Annotated in this window: 13 protein-coding genes; 8 read left to right on the top strand and 5 right to left on the bottom strand. The window is 39.8% G+C overall.

The features are described from left to right. Positions 1–65: 65 nt before the first annotated feature. On the bottom strand, positions 66–1358 hold the full coding sequence (locus FCR2A7T_RS01540) for an aminopeptidase P family protein (RefSeq protein ID WP_023569505.1): 1293 nt from the start codon (positions 1356–1358) through the stop codon (positions 66–68). Positions 1359–1537: 179 nt separating this feature from the next. Here FCR2A7T_RS01540 and FCR2A7T_RS01535 point away from each other — a divergent pair, with 179 nt between their 5' ends. The 5 genes from FCR2A7T_RS01535 to FCR2A7T_RS01515 all read left to right on the top strand — a co-directional run bounded on the left by FCR2A7T_RS01535 (position 1538) and on the right by FCR2A7T_RS01515 (position 7075). Further along, the gene (locus FCR2A7T_RS01535) at positions 1538–2416 is read left to right on the top strand and encodes a hypothetical protein (RefSeq protein WP_023569504.1); all 879 of its coding nucleotides are present in this window, start codon (positions 1538–1540) and stop codon (positions 2414–2416) included. 154 nt (positions 2417–2570) lie between these two features. Next, positions 2571–3428: a succinate dehydrogenase cytochrome b subunit gene (locus FCR2A7T_RS01530; protein ID WP_023569503.1), complete on the top strand. Its 858-nt coding sequence runs from the start codon at positions 2571–2573 to the stop codon at positions 3426–3428. A 15-nt stretch (positions 3429–3443) separates the two neighbouring features. Continuing rightward, positions 3444–5453, top strand: coding sequence for a fumarate reductase/succinate dehydrogenase flavoprotein subunit (locus FCR2A7T_RS01525; protein ID WP_023569502.1), 2010 nt, complete (start codon positions 3444–3446; stop codon positions 5451–5453). A gap of 7 nt (positions 5454–5460) precedes the next feature. Further along, positions 5461–6222: a succinate dehydrogenase/fumarate reductase iron-sulfur subunit gene (locus FCR2A7T_RS01520; protein WP_023569501.1), complete on the top strand. Its 762-nt coding sequence runs from the start codon at positions 5461–5463 to the stop codon at positions 6220–6222. A gap of 85 nt (positions 6223–6307) precedes the next feature. Then, positions 6308–7075, top strand: coding sequence for a nitrilase family protein (locus FCR2A7T_RS01515; protein WP_023569500.1), 768 nt, complete (start codon positions 6308–6310; stop codon positions 7073–7075). On the opposite strand, the gene FCR2A7T_RS01510 is transcribed toward FCR2A7T_RS01515, so the two are convergent. Both FCR2A7T_RS01510 and FCR2A7T_RS01505 read right to left on the bottom strand, forming a co-directional pair. Next, positions 7059–8660: an Ig-like domain-containing protein gene (locus tag FCR2A7T_RS01510; RefSeq protein WP_023569499.1), complete on the bottom strand. Its 1602-nt coding sequence runs from the start codon at positions 8658–8660 to the stop codon at positions 7059–7061. The genes FCR2A7T_RS01515 and FCR2A7T_RS01510 overlap by 17 nt on opposite strands. A 67-nt stretch (positions 8661–8727) precedes the next feature. Further along, positions 8728–9411, bottom strand: coding sequence for a ComF family protein (locus FCR2A7T_RS01505; protein ID WP_023569498.1), 684 nt, complete (start codon positions 9409–9411; stop codon positions 8728–8730). Positions 9412–9479: 68 nt separating this feature from the next. On the opposite strand from FCR2A7T_RS01505, the gene FCR2A7T_RS01500 reads away from it, so the two are divergent. The 3 genes from FCR2A7T_RS01500 to FCR2A7T_RS01490 all read left to right on the top strand — a co-directional run bounded on the left by FCR2A7T_RS01500 (position 9480) and on the right by FCR2A7T_RS01490 (position 12659). Continuing rightward, positions 9480–10151: a hypothetical protein gene (locus FCR2A7T_RS01500; RefSeq protein WP_023569497.1), complete on the top strand. Its 672-nt coding sequence runs from the start codon at positions 9480–9482 to the stop codon at positions 10149–10151. 66 nt (positions 10152–10217) lie between these two features. Further along, complete coding sequence (locus FCR2A7T_RS01495; protein ID WP_023569496.1) at positions 10218–11759, top strand: glycine--tRNA ligase; 1542 nt, start codon at positions 10218–10220, stop codon at positions 11757–11759. 210 nt (positions 11760–11969) lie between these two features. Continuing rightward, complete coding sequence (locus FCR2A7T_RS01490) at positions 11970–12659, top strand: hypothetical protein (protein WP_023569495.1); 690 nt, start codon at positions 11970–11972, stop codon at positions 12657–12659. Between the two features lie 334 nt (positions 12660–12993). Here the strand turns inward: FCR2A7T_RS01490 and thiL are convergent, their stop codons facing one another. Next, positions 12994–14046, bottom strand: a complete 1053-nt coding sequence (gene thiL / locus FCR2A7T_RS01480) for a thiamine-phosphate kinase (RefSeq protein ID WP_023569493.1) — start codon at positions 14044–14046, stop codon at positions 12994–12996. A gap of 88 nt (positions 14047–14134) precedes the next feature. Further along, positions 14135–18310 carry a T9SS type B sorting domain-containing protein gene (locus FCR2A7T_RS01475; RefSeq protein WP_035116824.1) on the bottom strand — a complete coding sequence of 1392 codons (4176 nt, stop codon included), beginning with the start codon at positions 18308–18310 and terminating at the stop codon, positions 14135–14137. Between the last annotated feature and the right edge of the window lie 141 nt (positions 18311–18451).

Genomic DNA, 18451 nt, shown 5'->3' with positions numbered 1-18451 from the left:
TGAATTCAAAAAAAGAAACGGCTCACTTTCGCAAACCGTTTTTTAGGGATATTCTTTTCTTAAAACTAAGCATTCATCAAACTCTCAATTTCCTCCACTTCAATCGGGATGTTACGCATCAGGTTGAACGGTTCGCCTTTTTCCTGAATCACTACATCATCTTCCAAACGAATTCCGAAACCTTCGGCAGGAATATAAATGCCCGGTTCCACGGTAAATACCATATTGGCCTGCATCGGTTCGTACAATAATCCGTAATCGTGGGTATCTAATCCCATGTGGTGCGAAGTACCGTGCATGAAGTATTTTTTGTAGGCCGGCCAGTCCGGATTTTCGTTCTGTACATCGGCTTTGTCAATCAGTCCCAAACCTAACAACTCGGAAGTCATGATTTTGCCCACTTCCACATGATATTGTTTCCAGAAATTTCCGGGAACCAGCATTTTTGTAGCTTCGTTCTTCACACGTAAAACGGCATTATATACTTCTTTTTGTCTGTCGGAAAAACGACCGGAAACCGGAATGGTACGGGTCATGTCGCTCGAATAATTGGCGTATTCGGCACCCACGTCCAAAAGCAATAAATCGCCGGCTTTACATTGTTGGTTGTTTTCAATATAGTGTAAAACATTGGCGTTGTTTCCCGAGGCGATAATCGGAGTGTAGGCAAAACCTTTGGAACGGTTTCTTAGGAATTCGTGCGCAAATTCGGCTTCGATTTCGTATTCGGTTACGTTGGGTTTTACAAACGATAACACGCGACGGAATCCTTTTTCGGTAATGGTACACGCGTTTTGAATCAAATCAAGTTCTTCGCTTTCTTTTATGGAACGAATGCGTTGTAAAATAGGATTCGATTTTTCGACTTTATGGGCCGGATAGTTTTCTTTCCACCATTTGATGAAACGGGCTTCTCGGGTTTCGGTTTCAATTGTGGCGCGGTAATGCTCGTTGGTATTGATGTACATCGTTTCGGCATAAGCCATGATTTCCTTTAGCGTTTTATGAAAATCCTGCAACCAGATTACCGTACGAATTCCCGATACTTCAAAGGCACGCTCTTTGGTTAGTTTTTCGCCTTCCCAAACGGCAATGTGTTCGTTGGTTTCTTTTAGGAATAAAATTTCTTTGAGGTTTTCGTAAGGAGCGTCCGGGAAAAGCAATAAGATGCTTTCTTCCTGATCGACTCCGGATAAATAGAAAATATCGCGGTGTTGCGCGAACGGTAGTGTGCTGTCGGCTGAAACCGGGTAGATGTCGTTGGAATTGAAAACCGCAACACTTTTTGGTTTCATTTGCGCCGTAAATTTGCTTCGGTTTTTGATGAACAAATCACGGTCTATCTGATGGTATTTCATGATGAAATGGTTTATAGAATAATAAGAATTCAAATTTAGGAACTTTCAGGGCAAAAGTGTTTATTCGGTTTAAGTTTTTTGTGGGATTTTAAAATATTGCAATATATTGTGTCCGATTATCGTTCCTTAAATGGTTGTTACTCCAAAAAATGAATTGTTTGATTTAAAAATTAATCATTATGTACATCAAGACTTTTTTGCCGTTACTTTTACTTTCAACAGTGTTTTTTTCCTGCACCGATCAGGATGATACGGCAGTGGTAGCGCCACACGAACCCCAGTTGATTGTGAAGTTTAAATTTGATCCCACCCAGGTTCGGCTGAATAATTTGGGGCAACCTTCTTCGGTTCCGTCTGGTAATGCCGCACAGTCTCCGGTTTTTAATTCGATAAGTTCGCATTATCTTGAATTTGCGCCCACTGCGAACACTGCTTTGGGGGCGGGGACAGTTTTATATCATGCTCCAGAAACAACAGCCGGAGGAACAAATGCGATTGATTTCAGCAAAGCGAAAATTGTAGGGGAAGGAGAGGTATTTCTTTCCATTCCGTTGCGAAATATTGCTGCGGGAAGTTACGAGTGGGTGCGCTGTTCGTTGTCTTATCAAAATTATAAAATCAATGTTTTAAGTGCCGGAACGGAATATGTCGGAACGTTGGCCAGTTTTGTGGGGTTTAATAATTATATAACAACCCATACTGTAGGTTCGTATACTTTTCCGGTGAACGGAAACAGGAGTCAGGGATATTGGGCGTTTGGTTTGAGCGGTTATAATTATTCCACTTCAGGGCAGACACCCGCCGGAGCCACAACGGTTCCGAATCCTTTAGCGGCTACTTCGCCAATTCCGGCCGGATCCTGCGTGGTGACAGGTCAGTTTTCCAGCAATCTGGTAATTACAGGAACAGAAACACAGGATGTTGTGGTGACTTTGTCGTTGTCTGTAAATAACAGTTTTGAATGGCACGAAGTAAATGCAGATGGTAAATACGAACCAGCTGCTGGAGAAAATGTCGTCGATATGGGGTTGAGAGGACTGATTCCCAGTTTTCAATAGAAATATAAAAAAACCACTCTAAAAGAGTGGTTTTTTATTAGGGAACAACGGCATTTTATATTCATTATAAATAAGCGGCAAAGGCTTGTCTGTAAGTTGAAATAGCTTTATTTTTGTTTCACTTTTTTAAAAACTATTACACTAAACAAATACTATGGCAAAATCTGCACTTTTAAAGTCGTCTATCGTAAAAAAATACTGGATGGCTCTTACGGGTTTATTTTTATGCTTGTTTTTGGCAGGTCACTTGGCCGGGAATCTTCAGTTGATTTTTGGCGATGCATTACAGTTCAATCAGTATGCGGTTTTCATGACTTCCAATCCGGCGGTAAAATTATTATCTTATTTAACGTACTTCTCTATTTTATTTCACGCTTTTGACGGGTTCATGCTAACGTATCAAAACGTAAAAGCAAGGCCAATCGGTTACGCGAAAACCAATCCTGGAGCAAACAGTAGTTTTTCATCCAGAAACATGGCGGTTTTGGGAACTTTGATTTTGGTTTTTATTGTTACGCATATGGTAAATTTCTGGGCGGTAATGCATTTTGATAAGAACATGCCGTTAATGAAACAAACTGTTGAAGTTCAGGGTCAAAAACAAGAATTGTTTGTTGGGAGAAAAGTTGGTGAGTTTTATCAGGTAGATCAGATTCAGCTTGAAGGCGAAGCGCCTAATCCAATGATGCCGAAACAAATAACGATTAAAAACGGAACGGATGTTTATAATATTCAGGCTAATGTTAAAATTGGAGAATTGTATAAAGATTTACACAAAATAACATTTGCATTCTTCCAGGATGCAAAAACAGGATTAATTGCAACAATTTTGTATGTGTTGGCAATGGCTGTTTTGGCATTCCATTTATTACACGGATTCCAAAGTGCATTCCAATCGTTGGGAGTGAATAATAAATTTACCCCAGCTATTAAGACTTTCGGAAAATTATTCGCAATCATAGTACCGTTATTGTTTGCTGTTATTCCGGTTTATATCCACTTTTTTAAATAATCAACATCAAAATATATGAAGTTAGATTCTAAAATACCAGAAGGTTCCATTTCCGAGAAATGGACTAATCATAAAAACCATTTAAAACTGGTTGCTCCAAATAACAGACCAAAAATTGATGTTATTGTTGTAGGAACAGGATTGGCAGGTGCTTCGGCGGCCGCTTCTCTTGGTGAAATGGGTTATAATGTTAAAGCGTTCTGTTTTCAAGATTCTCCACGTCGTGCGCACTCGATTGCGGCACAAGGAGGTATTAATGCGGCGAAAAATTATCAAAATGACGGTGACAGTACGTACCGATTGTTTTACGATACCATCAAAGGGGGAGACTACCGTGCGCGTGAAGCAAACGTTCACCGTCTAGCGGAAGTGTCGGCTAATATTATCGATCAATGTGTGGCTCAGGGAGTTCCTTTTGCACGTGATTACGGCGGAATGTTAGACAACCGTTCGTTCGGTGGTACTCAGGTACAACGTACGTTCTATGCGGCGGGTCAGACAGGACAACAATTGTTGTTAGGAGCGTATTCTGCTTTGTCAAGACAAATTGGTTTAGGACGTGTACAAATGTACAACCGCCACGAAATGTTGGATTTGGTAAAAGTAGACGGTAAAGCACGCGGAATCATTGCCCGTAATTTAATTACCGGAGAAATCGAAAGACATTCAGCACATGCGGTAATCATTGCAACCGGAGGATACGGAAACGTTTATTTCCTTTCTACCAACGCAATGGGAAGTAACGTAACGGCCGGATGGAAAATACACAAACAAGGAGCATTATTCGCTAATCCGTGTTATGTGCAGATTCACCCAACTTGTATTCCGGTGCACGGAACGAATCAGTCAAAATTAACGTTGATGTCGGAATCGTTGCGTAACTCAGGACGTATTTGGGTACCTAAGAAAAAAGAAGATGCGGAAGCGATTAGAGCCGGTAAATTAAAACCGACGCAAATTGCAGAAGAAGACAGAGATTATTACTTGGAAAGAAGATATCCTGCATTTGGTAACTTAGTGCCTCGTGATGTGGCTTCCAGAGCAGCAAAAGAGCGTTGTGATGCCGGTTTCGGAATCGAAGCAAACGATACCAACGAAGGAGTTTACCTTGATTTCTCTACTGAAATTCAAACCAAAGGAAGGCAAGCAGCCTATGCAAAAGGAAATCATAATCCTACTGCTGAAGAAATTACTGCGCTTGGAAAACAATGGTTGGAAGAAAAATACGGTAACTTGTTTACCATGTACCAAAAAATCACCGACGAGAATCCATACGAAACTCCGATGAAAATTTATCCAGCCGTTCACTATACTATGGGAGGTGTATGGGTAGATTATAACCTACAGTCGACGATTCCGGGTTGTTTTGTGGCTGGTGAAGCTAACTTCTCAGATCACGGTGCAAACCGACTTGGAGCTTCGGCTTTAATGCAAGGTTTGGCTGATGGTTACTTCGTGTTGCCTTACACTGTTTCCAACTATTTGGCAGACGAAATCCGTACGGGTAAAATTTCTACCGATTCTGCTGAATTCGTAGAGGCGGAAAACAGAGTGAAAGATTCCATCAACAAATTCCTTAACAATAACGGAACTAAATCCGTTGATCATTTCCATAAAAAATTAGGTTTGATCATGTGGAACAAAGTTGGAATGGGACGTAATGCACAAGGTTTGAGTGAAGCAATTGAAGAAATCGCTCAACTGAAAGAAGAATTCTACAAAGACGTTTTCGTTCCGGGAAGTGCAGACGAATTGAATCCTGAATTGGAAAAAGCACTTCGTGTGGCGGATTTCATCGAATTGGGTCAATTAATGGCAATGGATGCTTTGCAACGTAAAGAATCGTGTGGCGGTCATTTCCGTGAAGAGTATCAGGATGCCGAAGGTGAAACTTTGCGTGATGATGAAAACTTCAAATTTGTTGGTGCCTGGGAATACAAAGGCGACGATATCAGCAAAGAAGAGCTTCATAAGGAAGAGTTGAAATACGAGTTTATCAAAATTGCAGCTAGAAATTACAAATAACAGAATTATGTCTTCAGCAAAAAATATCAATATAAACCTTAAGATTTGGCGTCAGAAAAATGCGAAATCCAAAGGAAGCATGGAAACTTATAAATTGGATAATGTTTCTACTGCAAGTTCGTTCTTGGAAATGTTAGACCAATTGAACGAACAATTAATCAACGAAAAGAAAGAACCGATTGCGTTCGATCACGATTGTCGTGAGGGAATCTGCGGAATGTGTTCGTTATACATCAACGGACGTGCGCACGGTCCGGATACCGGAATTACAACTTGTCAGTTGCACATGAGAATGTTCAAAGACGGCGATACTATTTTTGTAGAGCCTTGGAGAAGTAAAGCGTTCCCGGTAATCAAAGATTTAGTGGTAGACCGAAGTGCGTTCGACAGAATCCAACAAGCCGGTGGTTTCGTTTCGGTAAATACTTCCGGAAACACCATTGATGCCAACGCAACTCCAGTGCCAAAACACGATGCGGATAAAGCGTTCGAAGCAGCAGCTTGTATCGGATGTGGTGCTTGTGTGGCGACTTGTAAAAATGGTTCGGCAATGTTGTTCGTGGGTGCGAAAGTATCGCAGTATGCTTTATTACCGCAAGGGAAAGTAGAAGCAACACAACGTGTACTGAACATGGTACGCCAAATGGACGAAGAAGGATTTGGAAACTGTACCAATACCGGAGCTTGTGAAATTGAGTGTCCGAAAGGAATTTCTCTAGAGAACATTGCTCGTATGAACAGAGAATTCTTAAAAGCGAGTTTGAAATAAGCTTTTAAGGTGAATAGATAAAAACGCATCCGGCAGTAGTTGGATGCGTTTTTGTTTTTTAGTATTTTTAACGAAAAGTTACACTATGCAGATTTCTATTATTCAGGCGCCGCTATCTTGGGAAAATCCAGAAGCCAATCGCAATTATTTTACCGAAAAACTCCAGGAAGTTCCCTCAGATACTTTGTTGGTGGTTCTCCCGGAAATGTTTACGTCCGGATTTACAATGAACCCTCATAATGTAGCGGAAACAATGGAAGGGCCAACGGTACACTGGATGAAAACCATTGCAAAAGACCGAAATTTTGCCATTACCGGAAGTGTTGTTATTCGTGAGGAGGAAAAATATTACAATAGGTCTCTTTTTGTGTTTCCCACCGGGGAAGTCGAATTTTATGATAAACGCCACCGGTTTTCATTGGCTGGGGAAGATAAGGTGTACACCAGAGGTGCCGATAAAAAAATAATCCGCTATTTGGGATGGAATATCTGTTTGCTGATTTGTTACGACTTGCGCTTTCCGGTTTTTTCCCGTTTTAACGACGATTATGATGTGTTGATTTATGTTGCCAATTGGCCACAACCCAGAATCAACGCCTGGAATGCCTTGCTTAAAGCACGCGCCATTGAAAATATGTCGTATGTGGTTGGGGTTAACCGAATTGGTGAGGACGAGAACCAAAACCAATATCCCGGACATTCGCAGGTTTTCGATTTTTTTGGAAATTATATGATCGAACCTTCCGGAAAAGAAGGGATTTTTACTGTTCAGCTCGATAAAGAAACCATGCTGGCCAACCGCAATAAATTTGGTTTTTTACGCGATCGCGATGGTTTTACTTTGAGAGAGTAAAAACTTGGTCGACATCCCAATTAGCGCGTATGTCGAGTTCTTTGGGGAAATAAATAATCTCCTCTGCCTGTCGTTTTTCCAGATAATTTCCGGTAGTCCATTCGCCGTCTTTATTGTCGTCGTAAACCACTCTAAGGCTGTATTTATTGGGTTCCAAAGCCTCAAAATTTAAAACGGTTTCCTTTTCGGAATACGCGAAAGCAACAACATTTTCTTTGCTGTCCAAGAGCTCCACCATAACCGGGAAACGGTTTACATTTTCTAAGGTAAGTTTCAGGTTTCCATAATCTGTGAAGTTTTTAGTGGGAACTGAAAAAATAAGGGTGTCGTTTGTTTTTCCGTAAAAATCGGTTAAGGCACCCGGCAATAATGTGATGTTGTATTTTTCGTTTTCCTCTTTCTTGAAATCCAATTCAATTTCTCCTTCCATTTCCTTATATTTTGGAGTAAAAGCAATGGATGAGGAATCTTTTTTGATAATGGAAATTTTCGAATTATCAATTTTCGAAAGGGGTAATGAGGTGTTCAAAGTAAATGTCTCGCGAAAATTCAGTATTCCCTTTTGTTTGGCGCTTATGGCAAGGGTATCAGTCGTTTTCATTTCTTTAAGTCGGGAAGTGAATGTTTTCGAGTATCTGTCGTTTGTAACGGTTATCTGAAGCGAATCCGTTTTTATTTTCGGAATCCAAATCTGTAAAGAATCTTTTCCGGTGAAACGGGTAAAACGGGTGTCTATATTTTCCTTGCCATTGTTTACCGTTATCTTGGTGTTTTTCGGATTGCCTTCAAAGCCTAAAAGAAGTCTGTTGGTGCTTGCCTGAGATGGTTTTTGGGCTTTAAAAACCGGTTTTTCTTTAAAAAGCTCCAGTTTGTAAAGCGTATCGGTAGGAATGGTAATGGGAAATTTCATAAACCCGATTTTATCGTCTTTCGGATTAAAACGGTAATTGTTGTTTTGGTCCTTTAAAGCAATCAGATGGTATTTTCCCGGTTTTAGATTTTCCAGCGTATAGGTTTTCAAACTGTCTAGGGTATTGGTAACGTAGTGTGGCGGTTTTTTATAAATAGTAGAATCGGTAAATGTTTCTGCTTCATAGAGCATTACGGTTACAAAATTGTCCGGTTTTTTGGAATAGGCATCTTTGATTACACCGCCCAATTTTAGAGAATCAATATAGCTTCCGGTTGACATTACATATTTAAACTGCGAATACGGATTTCCCTCATTGTTGTCGACAATACTTTGACCGAAGTTAAAACTGTAAGTAGTGTTTGCTTTTAAAGTATCCAATAATTTGATGGTGATGAATTTACTGGCGTTACCCATAGGAACAATTATGGGTGCGTTTTTCATGGGAGGCGAAATGATTAGTTGTTTGTTGATGTCTTTTACCTTAATGTATTCGTTAAAATTGATTTTGATGAAATCGCCTTTAAAATCGGTGCTGAAATTCTTAGGCAGACTGTTAACAATAACGGGTGGAATAGTGTCTTTTGTGCCTCCGGTAATGGTACCTCTTTTGGCGCAACCCGTCACTAAGATTGAGAAGAAAACGATAAAAAGTAGTAGTCTTGATTTTAACATCCTGAATTTCATTTAACAGTACAAAATAACAATTATATTTAGTGGAAACGAAATGTTTTACTTAAAATTATGAATGCGCAAAAGCAATGGTTACAATACTCAATTTCGCACCCGGAATTTTAAGAAGGGCTTTGCCGCAGGCTTCGAGAGTGGAACCGCTGGTAATGACATCATCAATGAGCAAAAAATGTTTGTTGTGGTCTTTTTCCGAAAAAGTTACGTCGAAAAGATTGGTATTGATTTCCGTTCTGCCCAACAGGTTTTTTTGAGTTTGGGTGTTGGAATACCGATTTCGGATTAAAAGATTTTCGTTCAGCGGTATGCCTATAAGTTCGGATAAAGCCTGTCCAAAAGAAGTCACCTGATTGTAGCCTCTTTCATGGTGTTTTTTCGCATGCAGCGGAACCGGAATAATGGTGTCGAATGTTTCAGCCGACTGAAGTGTGGTCAGTTCAGATCCGTACAACTGACCAAAATAGGTCCCGATTTCCTGTGCCCCTTTGTATTTTAATTTGTGTATAAGCTCCTGAACAAGGCCTTTTTTGTGAAAATATACAATTGAGGAGGCATGATGTACCGGTAAACGTCCGTAAAATTTCTTGAATGTTTCGTTGTCTTTTACCGTCAAGTGGTTCGTGAAAGGCAAATCGTGCCGGCAAGCCGCGCAGATTACCGGTTCGTTGTTCCGTAGAAGACTTTCACAACCCAGACAGAGTTTCGGAAAGAGTAAGTTAATCAGGTTTTTTATCATTTCATCGATTTTTTTAGGCGTTTTATAATGGGAGCAGTACTTTGTGGTATAATATTTTTTAAAGTAAAATGCCACATTCCAAATTATTACACTTGACTACTTCAGGAGTCGGTTTTCTTGTTGTCGGATTAATCATTGTTTCTTTTAAGTTGTATGATTTTTCTGAACAAAATAAACAGCTCAAAGATAAAATTTCTTTGGAGAATTCCATACATCAGAATCAGATTTCTGAAATACTGAAACGATACGATTCGTTGAAAGCCTTCCGGGAAGAAAAAACCGAAACGATAATCACTCCAACCCCCTTAGAAACGACTTCCCATAAGAAGCCGAAACATCTTGCGGTTCATTCGGGAATAAAAAAAACCGTTTTAAAAAAACTTAAAGCAATTAATATGAGTGCCCGTGGGGTTCGTATCATCTCAAACGATGTGGTGGAAACCAATGTGTCGTCAAAAATTGATCAGGTTCGGGTGCTTTTTACTTTGGAAGCCAATAAGGATATTGAGCCGGGGGATAAGCAATTGTATATTCAGATTGTTAATCCAAAAAACCGTTTGTTGGCTCTGAAAGGAAAACTGGAAACCAAATTAGCCAAGGAAGTACATTACGATCGATTGGATACCGATGCCTGTTTTTTCATTAACCTTCACCAGCATCAGTTAATCGTGGGGGATTACAAAATTAATCTCATTCATAAAGGAGATGTTATCGGTTCTGCTAATTTCAGAGTCAATTAAAAATCTTCCAAAAAGATAGTTTTCAGGCTATTTTTTCCCATCCTATTTTTATACTTTTGCGTCACTATGGCAAAACAAGAAGACTTATTTAAAAATGTGGTTTCGCACGCAAAAGAATATGGATTTATTTTCCAGTCGAGCGAAATTTATGATGGATTGAGCGCTGTTTACGACTATGCTCAAAACGGAGTGGAACTAAAGAAGAACATCCGTGACTATTGGTGGAAATCCATGGTACAGATGCATGAAAACATTGTGGGTCTTGACTCGGCAATTTTTATGCACCCGACTACCTGGAAAGCTTCCGGACATGTAGATGCGTTTAACGATCCGCTAATTGACAACAAAGATTCCAAAAAAAGATACCGTGCGGATGTTTTAATCGAGGATTATGCCGAAAAATTAAACCAAAAAGCGCAAAAAGAAATCGAGAAAGCCAGAGCCCGTTTTGGGGAAGCTTTTAACGAACAGGAATTCGTTACCACCAATGCGCGTGTAATGGAATATCTTGGGAAGAAAAAAGAAATTCTGGAGCGTATGGCGCGTTCGTTGGAAACGGAAAATCTGGCCGATGTAAAAGCGTTAATTGAGGAACTGGAAATAGCCGATCCGGAAACGGGTTCTAAAAACTGGACCGAAGTACGTCAGTTCAATTTAATGTTCGGAACCAAATTGGGGGCTTCCGCCGATTCAGCAATGGACTTGTATTTGCGTCCGGAAACGGCTCAGGGGATTTTCGTAAACTTCCTGAACGTTCAAAAAACCGGTCGTATGAAGATTCCGTTCGGAATTGCGCAAACAGGGAAAGCCTTCCGTAATGAAATCGTAGCGCGTCAGTTTATCTTCCGTATGCGTGAATTCGAACAGATGGAAATGCAGTTTTTCGTTCGTCCGGGCGAAGAAATGAAATACTACGAGTACTGGAAAAATACCCGTTTGAATTGGCATTTATCGCTTGGTTTAGGAAAGGAAAATTACCGTTTTCACGACCATGAGAAGTTAGCACATTATGCCAATGCTGCTGCGGATATCGAATTCAACTTCCCGTTCGGATTTAAAGAATTGGAAGGAATTCATTCGCGTACCGATTTCGATTTGAAAGCACACGAACAATTCTCAGGTAAAAAAATGCAGTATTTCGATACCGAATTGAACCAGAATTACACCCCATATGTGGTGGAAACTTCCGTAGGTTTGGATCGTATGTTCCTGGCGGTTTTCTCCAATTCTTTGAAAGAAGAAACGTTGGAAGACGGTTCCACAAGAACGGTATTGCAATTACCTTCCGTATTGGCGCCTACAAAAGCAGCCGTTTTACCATTGGTGAAAAAAGACGGTTTACCTGAAGTTGCCCGACAAATCATCGAAGACCTGAAATGGGATTTCAATGTGGCGTATGACGAAAAAGATGCGGTGGGTCGTCGTTACAGAAGACAAGATGCATTAGGAACGCCTTTCTGTATTACGGTAGATCACCAAACGTTGGAAGACCAAACGGTTACGATTCGTCACCGTGATTCCATGCAACAGGATCGAGTTAAAATTGAAGAATTAAGAAGCATTATCAACAGCGAGGTTTCCATGAGAAACTGGTTGATGAAAATGTAAGTATCTTTAAGTATCTAGTATAAAAATCCCAAATTCCAATTAAAGGAGTTTGGGATTTTCTTTTTGTAAGAATTTTATAGATGTTGATTTTCAGGTATTTGTAAGAAAAAAGCAATATTTTTTAACTTTCTATTTGATAAGTTTTTTTTTTTTTTTTAATCTTTGCCAGCGGTTAACCAAAAAACATTTAACAATTAAAATTTTACAAAAATGAATAAAAATAATAGCAAAGTAATTGCGCATTTTTTTAATCTGATATTTTTCACTTCTATTCTGTTATCTTGTTCTTCAAACGATGATAATTCTGTGGTAAATAGTGGTCATGATACCCACAATAATATAATTTCCTCTAGAATTGAAGATGTTACCTTGGATGGTTTAGCGAATTTGATTATTGAGCGACATGATAAAATAACAGCTAAAATTGATAACTACGAAGAAGGCTCTAATGAAGATGTGTTTTTAGTAGGGTTTGCTAATAGCGAAATGAAAAATTTAACCTCTGAGGATTTTGAGCAGTTTTATCAGACAATAGGTTATGAGAAGGCGGAAGATTATTTCTATGAAGAGAATTATATTAGAGAGTATTTCGAAACGTATATTGAAAATGAGAAATTAACAAGTGAGGAAGGTAAAATTCAGTTGGAGAAAAAAATACATGAGATTTTAAAAGATAGAAATACTTCTGTTTTATACAAAACACCTGCTCAAGAATGTTTTGCGGATTATCAGGAAGATATTTATTTATGTGGAGCCGGCGCAGCTATTGCTGGTGGAATCGTTACTCTAACAACGGGTGGATTGCTTGGAACTCTTGGGCTTGCAGGAGCTTATGTAGCTTACAGACAATGTGCTAAATCTGCTAAGAGTGATTATAAAAGTTGTTTGAGCTCAATTTAATTTACAAGATGGGAAAAAGATTCAATTTGCTACTATTTGCAGTGACTTTACTTTGTTTGTTTTTTATAGAAAATAAAGTATTAAAAATTATAGTTTTATCTCTATTACTTGTTATTGCGTTATTGGATAAATTTGTTATAAATAAGGAACGTCAGGGGTCCAATTATAAAAGGAAAACGTTCTTTTTCATACTTTTGGTTACTTTGCTTATAGTGTCGATGTTTCTTGATATTTATTTTTTTAAATGATAAAAAATAACAACTGAATAAAAGACGGGTGATGGTAATTTTTAAATTATTGTCACCCGTTTTTCTTTATGCAGGAGATGTGGTTTTTAAACGTCTTCGCTCATGGCATCCCAGCCTCTTGCTTTCAATTCGATTCTTGTATTGGCGCGGGTAACCAAATGAATACCTTCGCTTTGTTGCGTCATATGGCCAATGATGGAGAAATTCGGGTTCCCTTTAATCTTGTCAAAATCTTCCATTTTAATGGTGAACAACAATTCGTAATCTTCCCCGCCGTTAATGGCTACCGTAGTACTGTCGATATTGAACTCCTCACACACATTGATAAACTGCGGATCCAATGGTAATTTATCTTCGTACAGATTACAGCCTACTTCCGACTGTTTGCACAAATGCATAATTTCGGAAGATAATCCGTCAGAAATGTCAATCATGGAAGTTGGTTTGATTTCCAGTTTTTCCAAAAGTTCACGCACATCCACACGCGCTTCCGGTTTTAACTGGCGTTCTATCAGATAAGTGTAATTGTCTAAATCGGGTTGGTTGTTCGGATTGACCAAGAATACCTGTTTTTCACGTTCCAAAACCTGTAATCCCATATAAGCTGCTCCAATATCACCGGAAACCACTAATAAATCGGTTTCGCTGGCACCACTTCGGTACACAATTTCATCTTCATTCGCTTCTCCGATAGCCGTAATCGAAATAATCAGTCCTTTTTGAGAAGAAGTGGTATCGCCACCAATCACATCCACTTCGTAAGTTTTAGCAGCGATTGCAATTCCGGCAAACAATTCTTCCAATGCTTCCAACGGAAAACGATTGGAAACCGCAATGGAAACCGTAATTTGTGTGGGTTTCGCATTCATCGCACAGATGTCGGAAACATTAGCCGCCACAGCTTTATAACCCAAATGTTTTAAGGGCATGTAAGCCAAATCGAAATGAACGCCTTCGATTAGTAAATCAGTGGAAACGACAACTTTCTTGTCTTTGAAATCCATAACAGCCGCATCATCGCCAATGCCTTTTATCGTGGAAGGCTGTACGATTTCAAACTGTTTGGTCAAATGGTCTATCAAACCGAATTCACCTAATTGCGCAATGCTGGTTCGTTGTTGGTTTTTATCTTCAATCATTTTTTTAAAGTTGCTGAATTGCAAAGGTACAAAGTTGCAAAGGATTATTTAAAAGAAAAACCCGACCATATGATGATTGGGTTTTGGTTTATCGTTTCATGCTGAAATGGGCTCTGAATTCCCTTGACTGATTGTTTAACTTATAAAATACCTGAAACCAATAGTCAGTAGAGGGAAGGGGTTGGCCATTATAGGTTCCGTCCCATCCGTTACCTGCCGGACTGATTTGTTTCAGCAGCTTGCCATACCGGTCGTAAATATTGATTTGCGCATCCGGTTGGTTTTTTAAATCCCAAATGTTCCAATAGTCGTTATGGTTATCTCCATTGGGAGTGAAGAAATTAGGGTAATGAAGAACATCAGCCCGTAAAACCAAATCGTTACATCCGCCTTTGTTGTCTTTAATCGTGATAAAGTGTTCGCCGGAAGCTACATTGTAGAAAATATTTCCGGACTGAAATGGTCCGTCATCCAATTGGAATAAATAATTGCCATACCCACCATTAATAGTTACAATAATATCGATTTGATTTTCAAAAGCACCACTTAGTGTTAAAGTAGCCAAAGCAGCACTCGATTTCGAAACAACTACTTGGGTGTCTTTAAAATTACAATTCGTTCCTACGTCCGGGATAAGTTTTGTAAACCGAACATCGTATGTGCCTTCTTGTGTAGCCGTATAATTTGGTCCGGTTCCCATCAATGTAGCACCTAAATACCAGTCGACAGTATAGATAGCTGGATTCAAACCGGTGTTTATGGTATAAGGACGTATGGTTTCGTTTGTTGTTGGATCCACACATATAATTCCATCCGGAAAATCAATATCTAATAATGGATGTATGGTAAAAGTAAACTGGGTTTCGTCATTGCAATTTGGATTGTTAGTTGCAGATGCGTATACATAAACGGTATACGTTCCCGGGGTTGAATAAGTGTATGCGGTTGGAGTTATGAGGCCTACTCCACCGGATTGTGAATAATAATTGATGTTGTAATTTACGGTGGGAAATGTCGGTAAAGTATAGCTTCCACAATATTCGTTACCGGTAGGGTAATTGGGCAATACCGGAGTCTCGGAAACAGTGATTATGAAACTGTCTTCCTGAGTGCAGGTAATTCGATCCCCATTTGTGGCAAAGACGTATACGGTTGTTTGGGTATTCGGAGTGTTAAATACTGTTCCCGGAGCAACCGGATTAGTACCGTTAGGATTGTAAAAATACCCAATGGTATAATTAAAAGGTGTTGGCGGAACATGGTTTAGTGTTGGTAATGTGAAATTTTCAAATTCGCATACGTTTACATCAGGATAGTCGGGTAAATTGAGTCCGCTATAGGTAACCGTAAAAGGTTTTTCTATGGCACATCCAGTGGTGTTGTCAATATTGTAAAGGTAAAACGTCATTGTCGTATTGAAAACATCGGAGGAAGAAACAGCGCTTCCGCCTCCGGACGGACCTCCGGGAGCAGTATAAATAGTTCCGTTAATTGGCGAACTTAAAGAATAAGGCGAACATTCAACACGATCTAAAACACCGTCTGCCGGAGGAAACGGATTTAAAGAAATCGTAAAAGAAGATTCATTGGTGCAATTGTTGGCATTGGGACCATTGTAAATATAATACGTTCCAGGGTTCAAATGCGTTCCCGTCAGATCAATGATGTTTCCGGCGGATAGTGGCGTTTGTCCAATGGCTGTTGGTCCTCCGGGTAAAGTAAAATAAGTACCGTTGGTTAGTACAGGCAAAACGAATTCACCGCAATAGGTTCCGCTTGTAATTGAATCAACTATAGGAAGCGCATTGATGGTAATGTTGTAATTTAAATTTGCAGTACAATTTGGTAACGTAGAGGTATTGGCAAAAAAGTATACAATTTGTGAAGTAGTAATAGGGATATTTGGGTCAATAGGGTTTCCTCCACCCATCGGAGCGTCATAGTAACCGCCAAAACTAATGGCTGGTAATGTGTAACTGCCACAAGCTGATACAGGCGTGAACACCGAAGTATCAACAATGTTCACAGTAAATGAGTTTTCTATTGAACAATTCGGATTTGAATTAAACACGTAAACCGTTTGTGAGCTAGTAATCTGGTCACCGGCACTGAATGGGATTTGTCCCGCTGCGGAAGGACCTCCGGAGAGTGCGTAGTAATTTCCATTTGTTAAAGCCGGTAGGGTATAAGCATTACAAGTGGTAATGTCGGAAGGATCGTCTGCCAGCGGGATAGGATGAATGTTAATGGTGAACAATCGGTCCACGCAAACTGATGAATTCATCTCAGCATAGTAATATAGATTCTGACTGATTGTTGCCTGAGTTGCATTTGTAAAAACGGTTCCTTCGGGAATTAATACACCGCTTCCGGTGGGTCCGCCGAAATCAGTATAAAAAGCACCAACGTTAAAAGGAGGCTGGGGAACTGTAAAAGTACCGCAATGGTCTAAAACCGGAATGTATTCATCGATAAAAGTAGCGGTAAAAGAAGATTCGTTGGTACAGCCGTTGGCGTCCGGGCCTGCAAAAATATAATAGGTACCCGATAGGTCTATGGTGTCACCGGGATTTAATTGCGTTCCAGTGGCGTTAGGACCAGTGTAATAGGTACCGTTGACGATAACCGGAAGTGTAAAGCTGCTGCATTCCAACGGATCCGGAATAGTATCAACAACCGGGAGCGGATTTACAGTAATCAATACACTGGTAACGGCAAAACAATTGGGATTGCTGACATCTTGCATTTGAGCCCAAAGCGTCATGCTTACGGTTCCGGTTGGGATGTTAACACTGCTTCCGATACTGTTGCTGCCAAGCTGCGCATCGGATTGTGTATTGTAATAGCTGATCGTGTAATTTGCAACTGATGCGCCGTTTAAAATCGGTAAATTGAAATTCAATAAATTAAAGGATTGGCCGTTTGGATTGTCGCAGATGCTTGCGGATATATTTGTTCCAGTAGTAACAGCGTTAGTTACAATTAAATCGAATTGGTAAACTGCATCACAAAAATTACCGGTTTGGGTATTGAAAATTTTGATGTAAATGGTTTGCCCTCCGGCACTGTTAAATGAATTTAAGGTTCCGGATGGAATTGGAGTATTGGAAGCGATATCGGCAGGAGACAAATAGTAGAAAATATCGTATACCGCAGTGTCGATGCCTAATTGAGCTTCGTTGTTAAGTGTTAAATCGAAAGTATAAGTCGGACTTCCGGTGTTGCACGTTTGCAGGTTAATCGGATTGGTTACCATCAGATCATTAAAAATGACGGTATCGGTTATGAAACAGGTTCCTTTGGTAATCTCTACGGTATAGGTTCCGGACTGTGTTACGGTATACGTTGGATTGTTGGCGCCTGGAATCGGTCCGCCGTTAAAGAGCCATTGGTAGTTGTAAGTAGCGTCGAGATTTGTGTCCAACGTATAAGAGTCTCCGGTGCAAATTATCCTGTCGGGACCCAAGTCTAATGTGGTGGTGAAACTCCCGGCCGCTAAAAATACAGCCGAGTCATAACCGGGATCGTTATAGTCTCCGATAACGAGTCTTATTTTGTACGGATTCCCCGGAGTAACGGCTGATGAGGCGTTCATTACCACCGTATGACCACGCATATTAAGCGTTGAAGCTGCGGGATTGTTTACGTTGTAAACACCAAAAAAATTCGGATTGTTTGAACTGCAGGAATTGTTATAGGCAGCATCTCTTATGTCTTTTACGGTAACGGGAGTTGAGGTTCCGGGAATAACGGCTAAATTGTTCGAAATACCCGAGCCTAAATCGGTTAAAACAAAGGCAAACACATCGCTAAAACCACATTGATATTGCCCGTATTCGTTAGAAGCAAAAAGGAAATCGAAGCTGAAGGTTGATGATAATGGAATGAAATCGAATTCCAGAAAGGCAACATCGGTTATGTTGGCGGTTTGTCCGCTGTTGTTGCTTAAGGTTTGTAAATACCCGTCCGTAGAAGCATTTACCTGAGTACTTAAATTAGTATTGTTGTAAAGTCCCTGTGAAAAAATGGCATGACCATTGCGAATAATTATTCCTTCGTTAATTGGAAATACCGATCCGTTTTGATTGAAATAGGCAACCGATTGCGTAGACGAAACAGAAATATTGGAAACTTCCACACAGGAATTTCCCAATAATAAATTAACCAATTGGGCAGGTGTTCGGGAAGTATCATCAACGGTTATTGTTTGCGAATGAGAAACGATGCAAAAAAGCAAAAGGGTTATGTGTAAAATTCTTTCCATTGATTCTTCCTTTTTAGGCCCTACTAAAGTTACAAATATATTTTTGGAGGATTTGCCTGTTTGTAACAATAATAAGGTTTTATCGGAATAAAAACAAAAAATCCTGACTGATTATACAGTCAGGATTGAATCTTTAACATA

Origin of the sequence: Flavobacterium cauense R2A-7, from assembly GCF_000498475.1 — a bacterium.
GTDB lineage: Bacteria > Bacteroidota > Bacteroidia > Flavobacteriales > Flavobacteriaceae > Flavobacterium > Flavobacterium cauense.
Note: the sequence above shows the minus strand (reverse complement) of the source record. Positions and strands in the feature narration are given on the sequence as shown.

What these genes read in the sequence shown, in the direction of transcription:
- FCR2A7T_RS01540 (WP_023569505.1), bottom strand. Translation starts at nt 1,358, where the DNA reads ATGAAATACCATCAGATAGACCGTGATTTGTTCATCAAAAACCGAAGC.
- FCR2A7T_RS01475 (WP_035116824.1), bottom strand. Translation starts at nt 18,310, where the DNA reads ATGGAAAGAATTTTACACATAACCCTTTTGCTTTTTTGCATCGTTTCT.
- FCR2A7T_RS01500 (WP_023569497.1), top strand. Translation starts at nt 9,480, where the DNA reads ATGCCACATTCCAAATTATTACACTTGACTACTTCAGGAGTCGGTTTT.
- FCR2A7T_RS01530 (WP_023569503.1), top strand. Translation starts at nt 2,571, where the DNA reads ATGGCAAAATCTGCACTTTTAAAGTCGTCTATCGTAAAAAAATACTGG.
- FCR2A7T_RS01520 (WP_023569501.1), top strand. Translation starts at nt 5,461, where the DNA reads ATGTCTTCAGCAAAAAATATCAATATAAACCTTAAGATTTGGCGTCAG.
- FCR2A7T_RS01535 (WP_023569504.1), top strand. Translation starts at nt 1,538, where the DNA reads ATGTACATCAAGACTTTTTTGCCGTTACTTTTACTTTCAACAGTGTTT.
- FCR2A7T_RS01495 (WP_023569496.1), top strand. Translation starts at nt 10,218, where the DNA reads ATGGCAAAACAAGAAGACTTATTTAAAAATGTGGTTTCGCACGCAAAA.
- FCR2A7T_RS01525 (WP_023569502.1), top strand. Translation starts at nt 3,444, where the DNA reads ATGAAGTTAGATTCTAAAATACCAGAAGGTTCCATTTCCGAGAAATGG.
- thiL (WP_023569493.1), bottom strand. Translation starts at nt 14,046, where the DNA reads ATGATTGAAGATAAAAACCAACAACGAACCAGCATTGCGCAATTAGGT.
- FCR2A7T_RS01515 (WP_023569500.1), top strand. Translation starts at nt 6,308, where the DNA reads ATGCAGATTTCTATTATTCAGGCGCCGCTATCTTGGGAAAATCCAGAA.
- FCR2A7T_RS01505 (WP_023569498.1), bottom strand. Translation starts at nt 9,411, where the DNA reads ATGATAAAAAACCTGATTAACTTACTCTTTCCGAAACTCTGTCTGGGT.
- FCR2A7T_RS01510 (WP_023569499.1), bottom strand. Translation starts at nt 8,660, where the DNA reads ATGTTAAAATCAAGACTACTACTTTTTATCGTTTTCTTCTCAATCTTA.
- FCR2A7T_RS01490 (WP_023569495.1), top strand. Translation starts at nt 11,970, where the DNA reads ATGAATAAAAATAATAGCAAAGTAATTGCGCATTTTTTTAATCTGATA.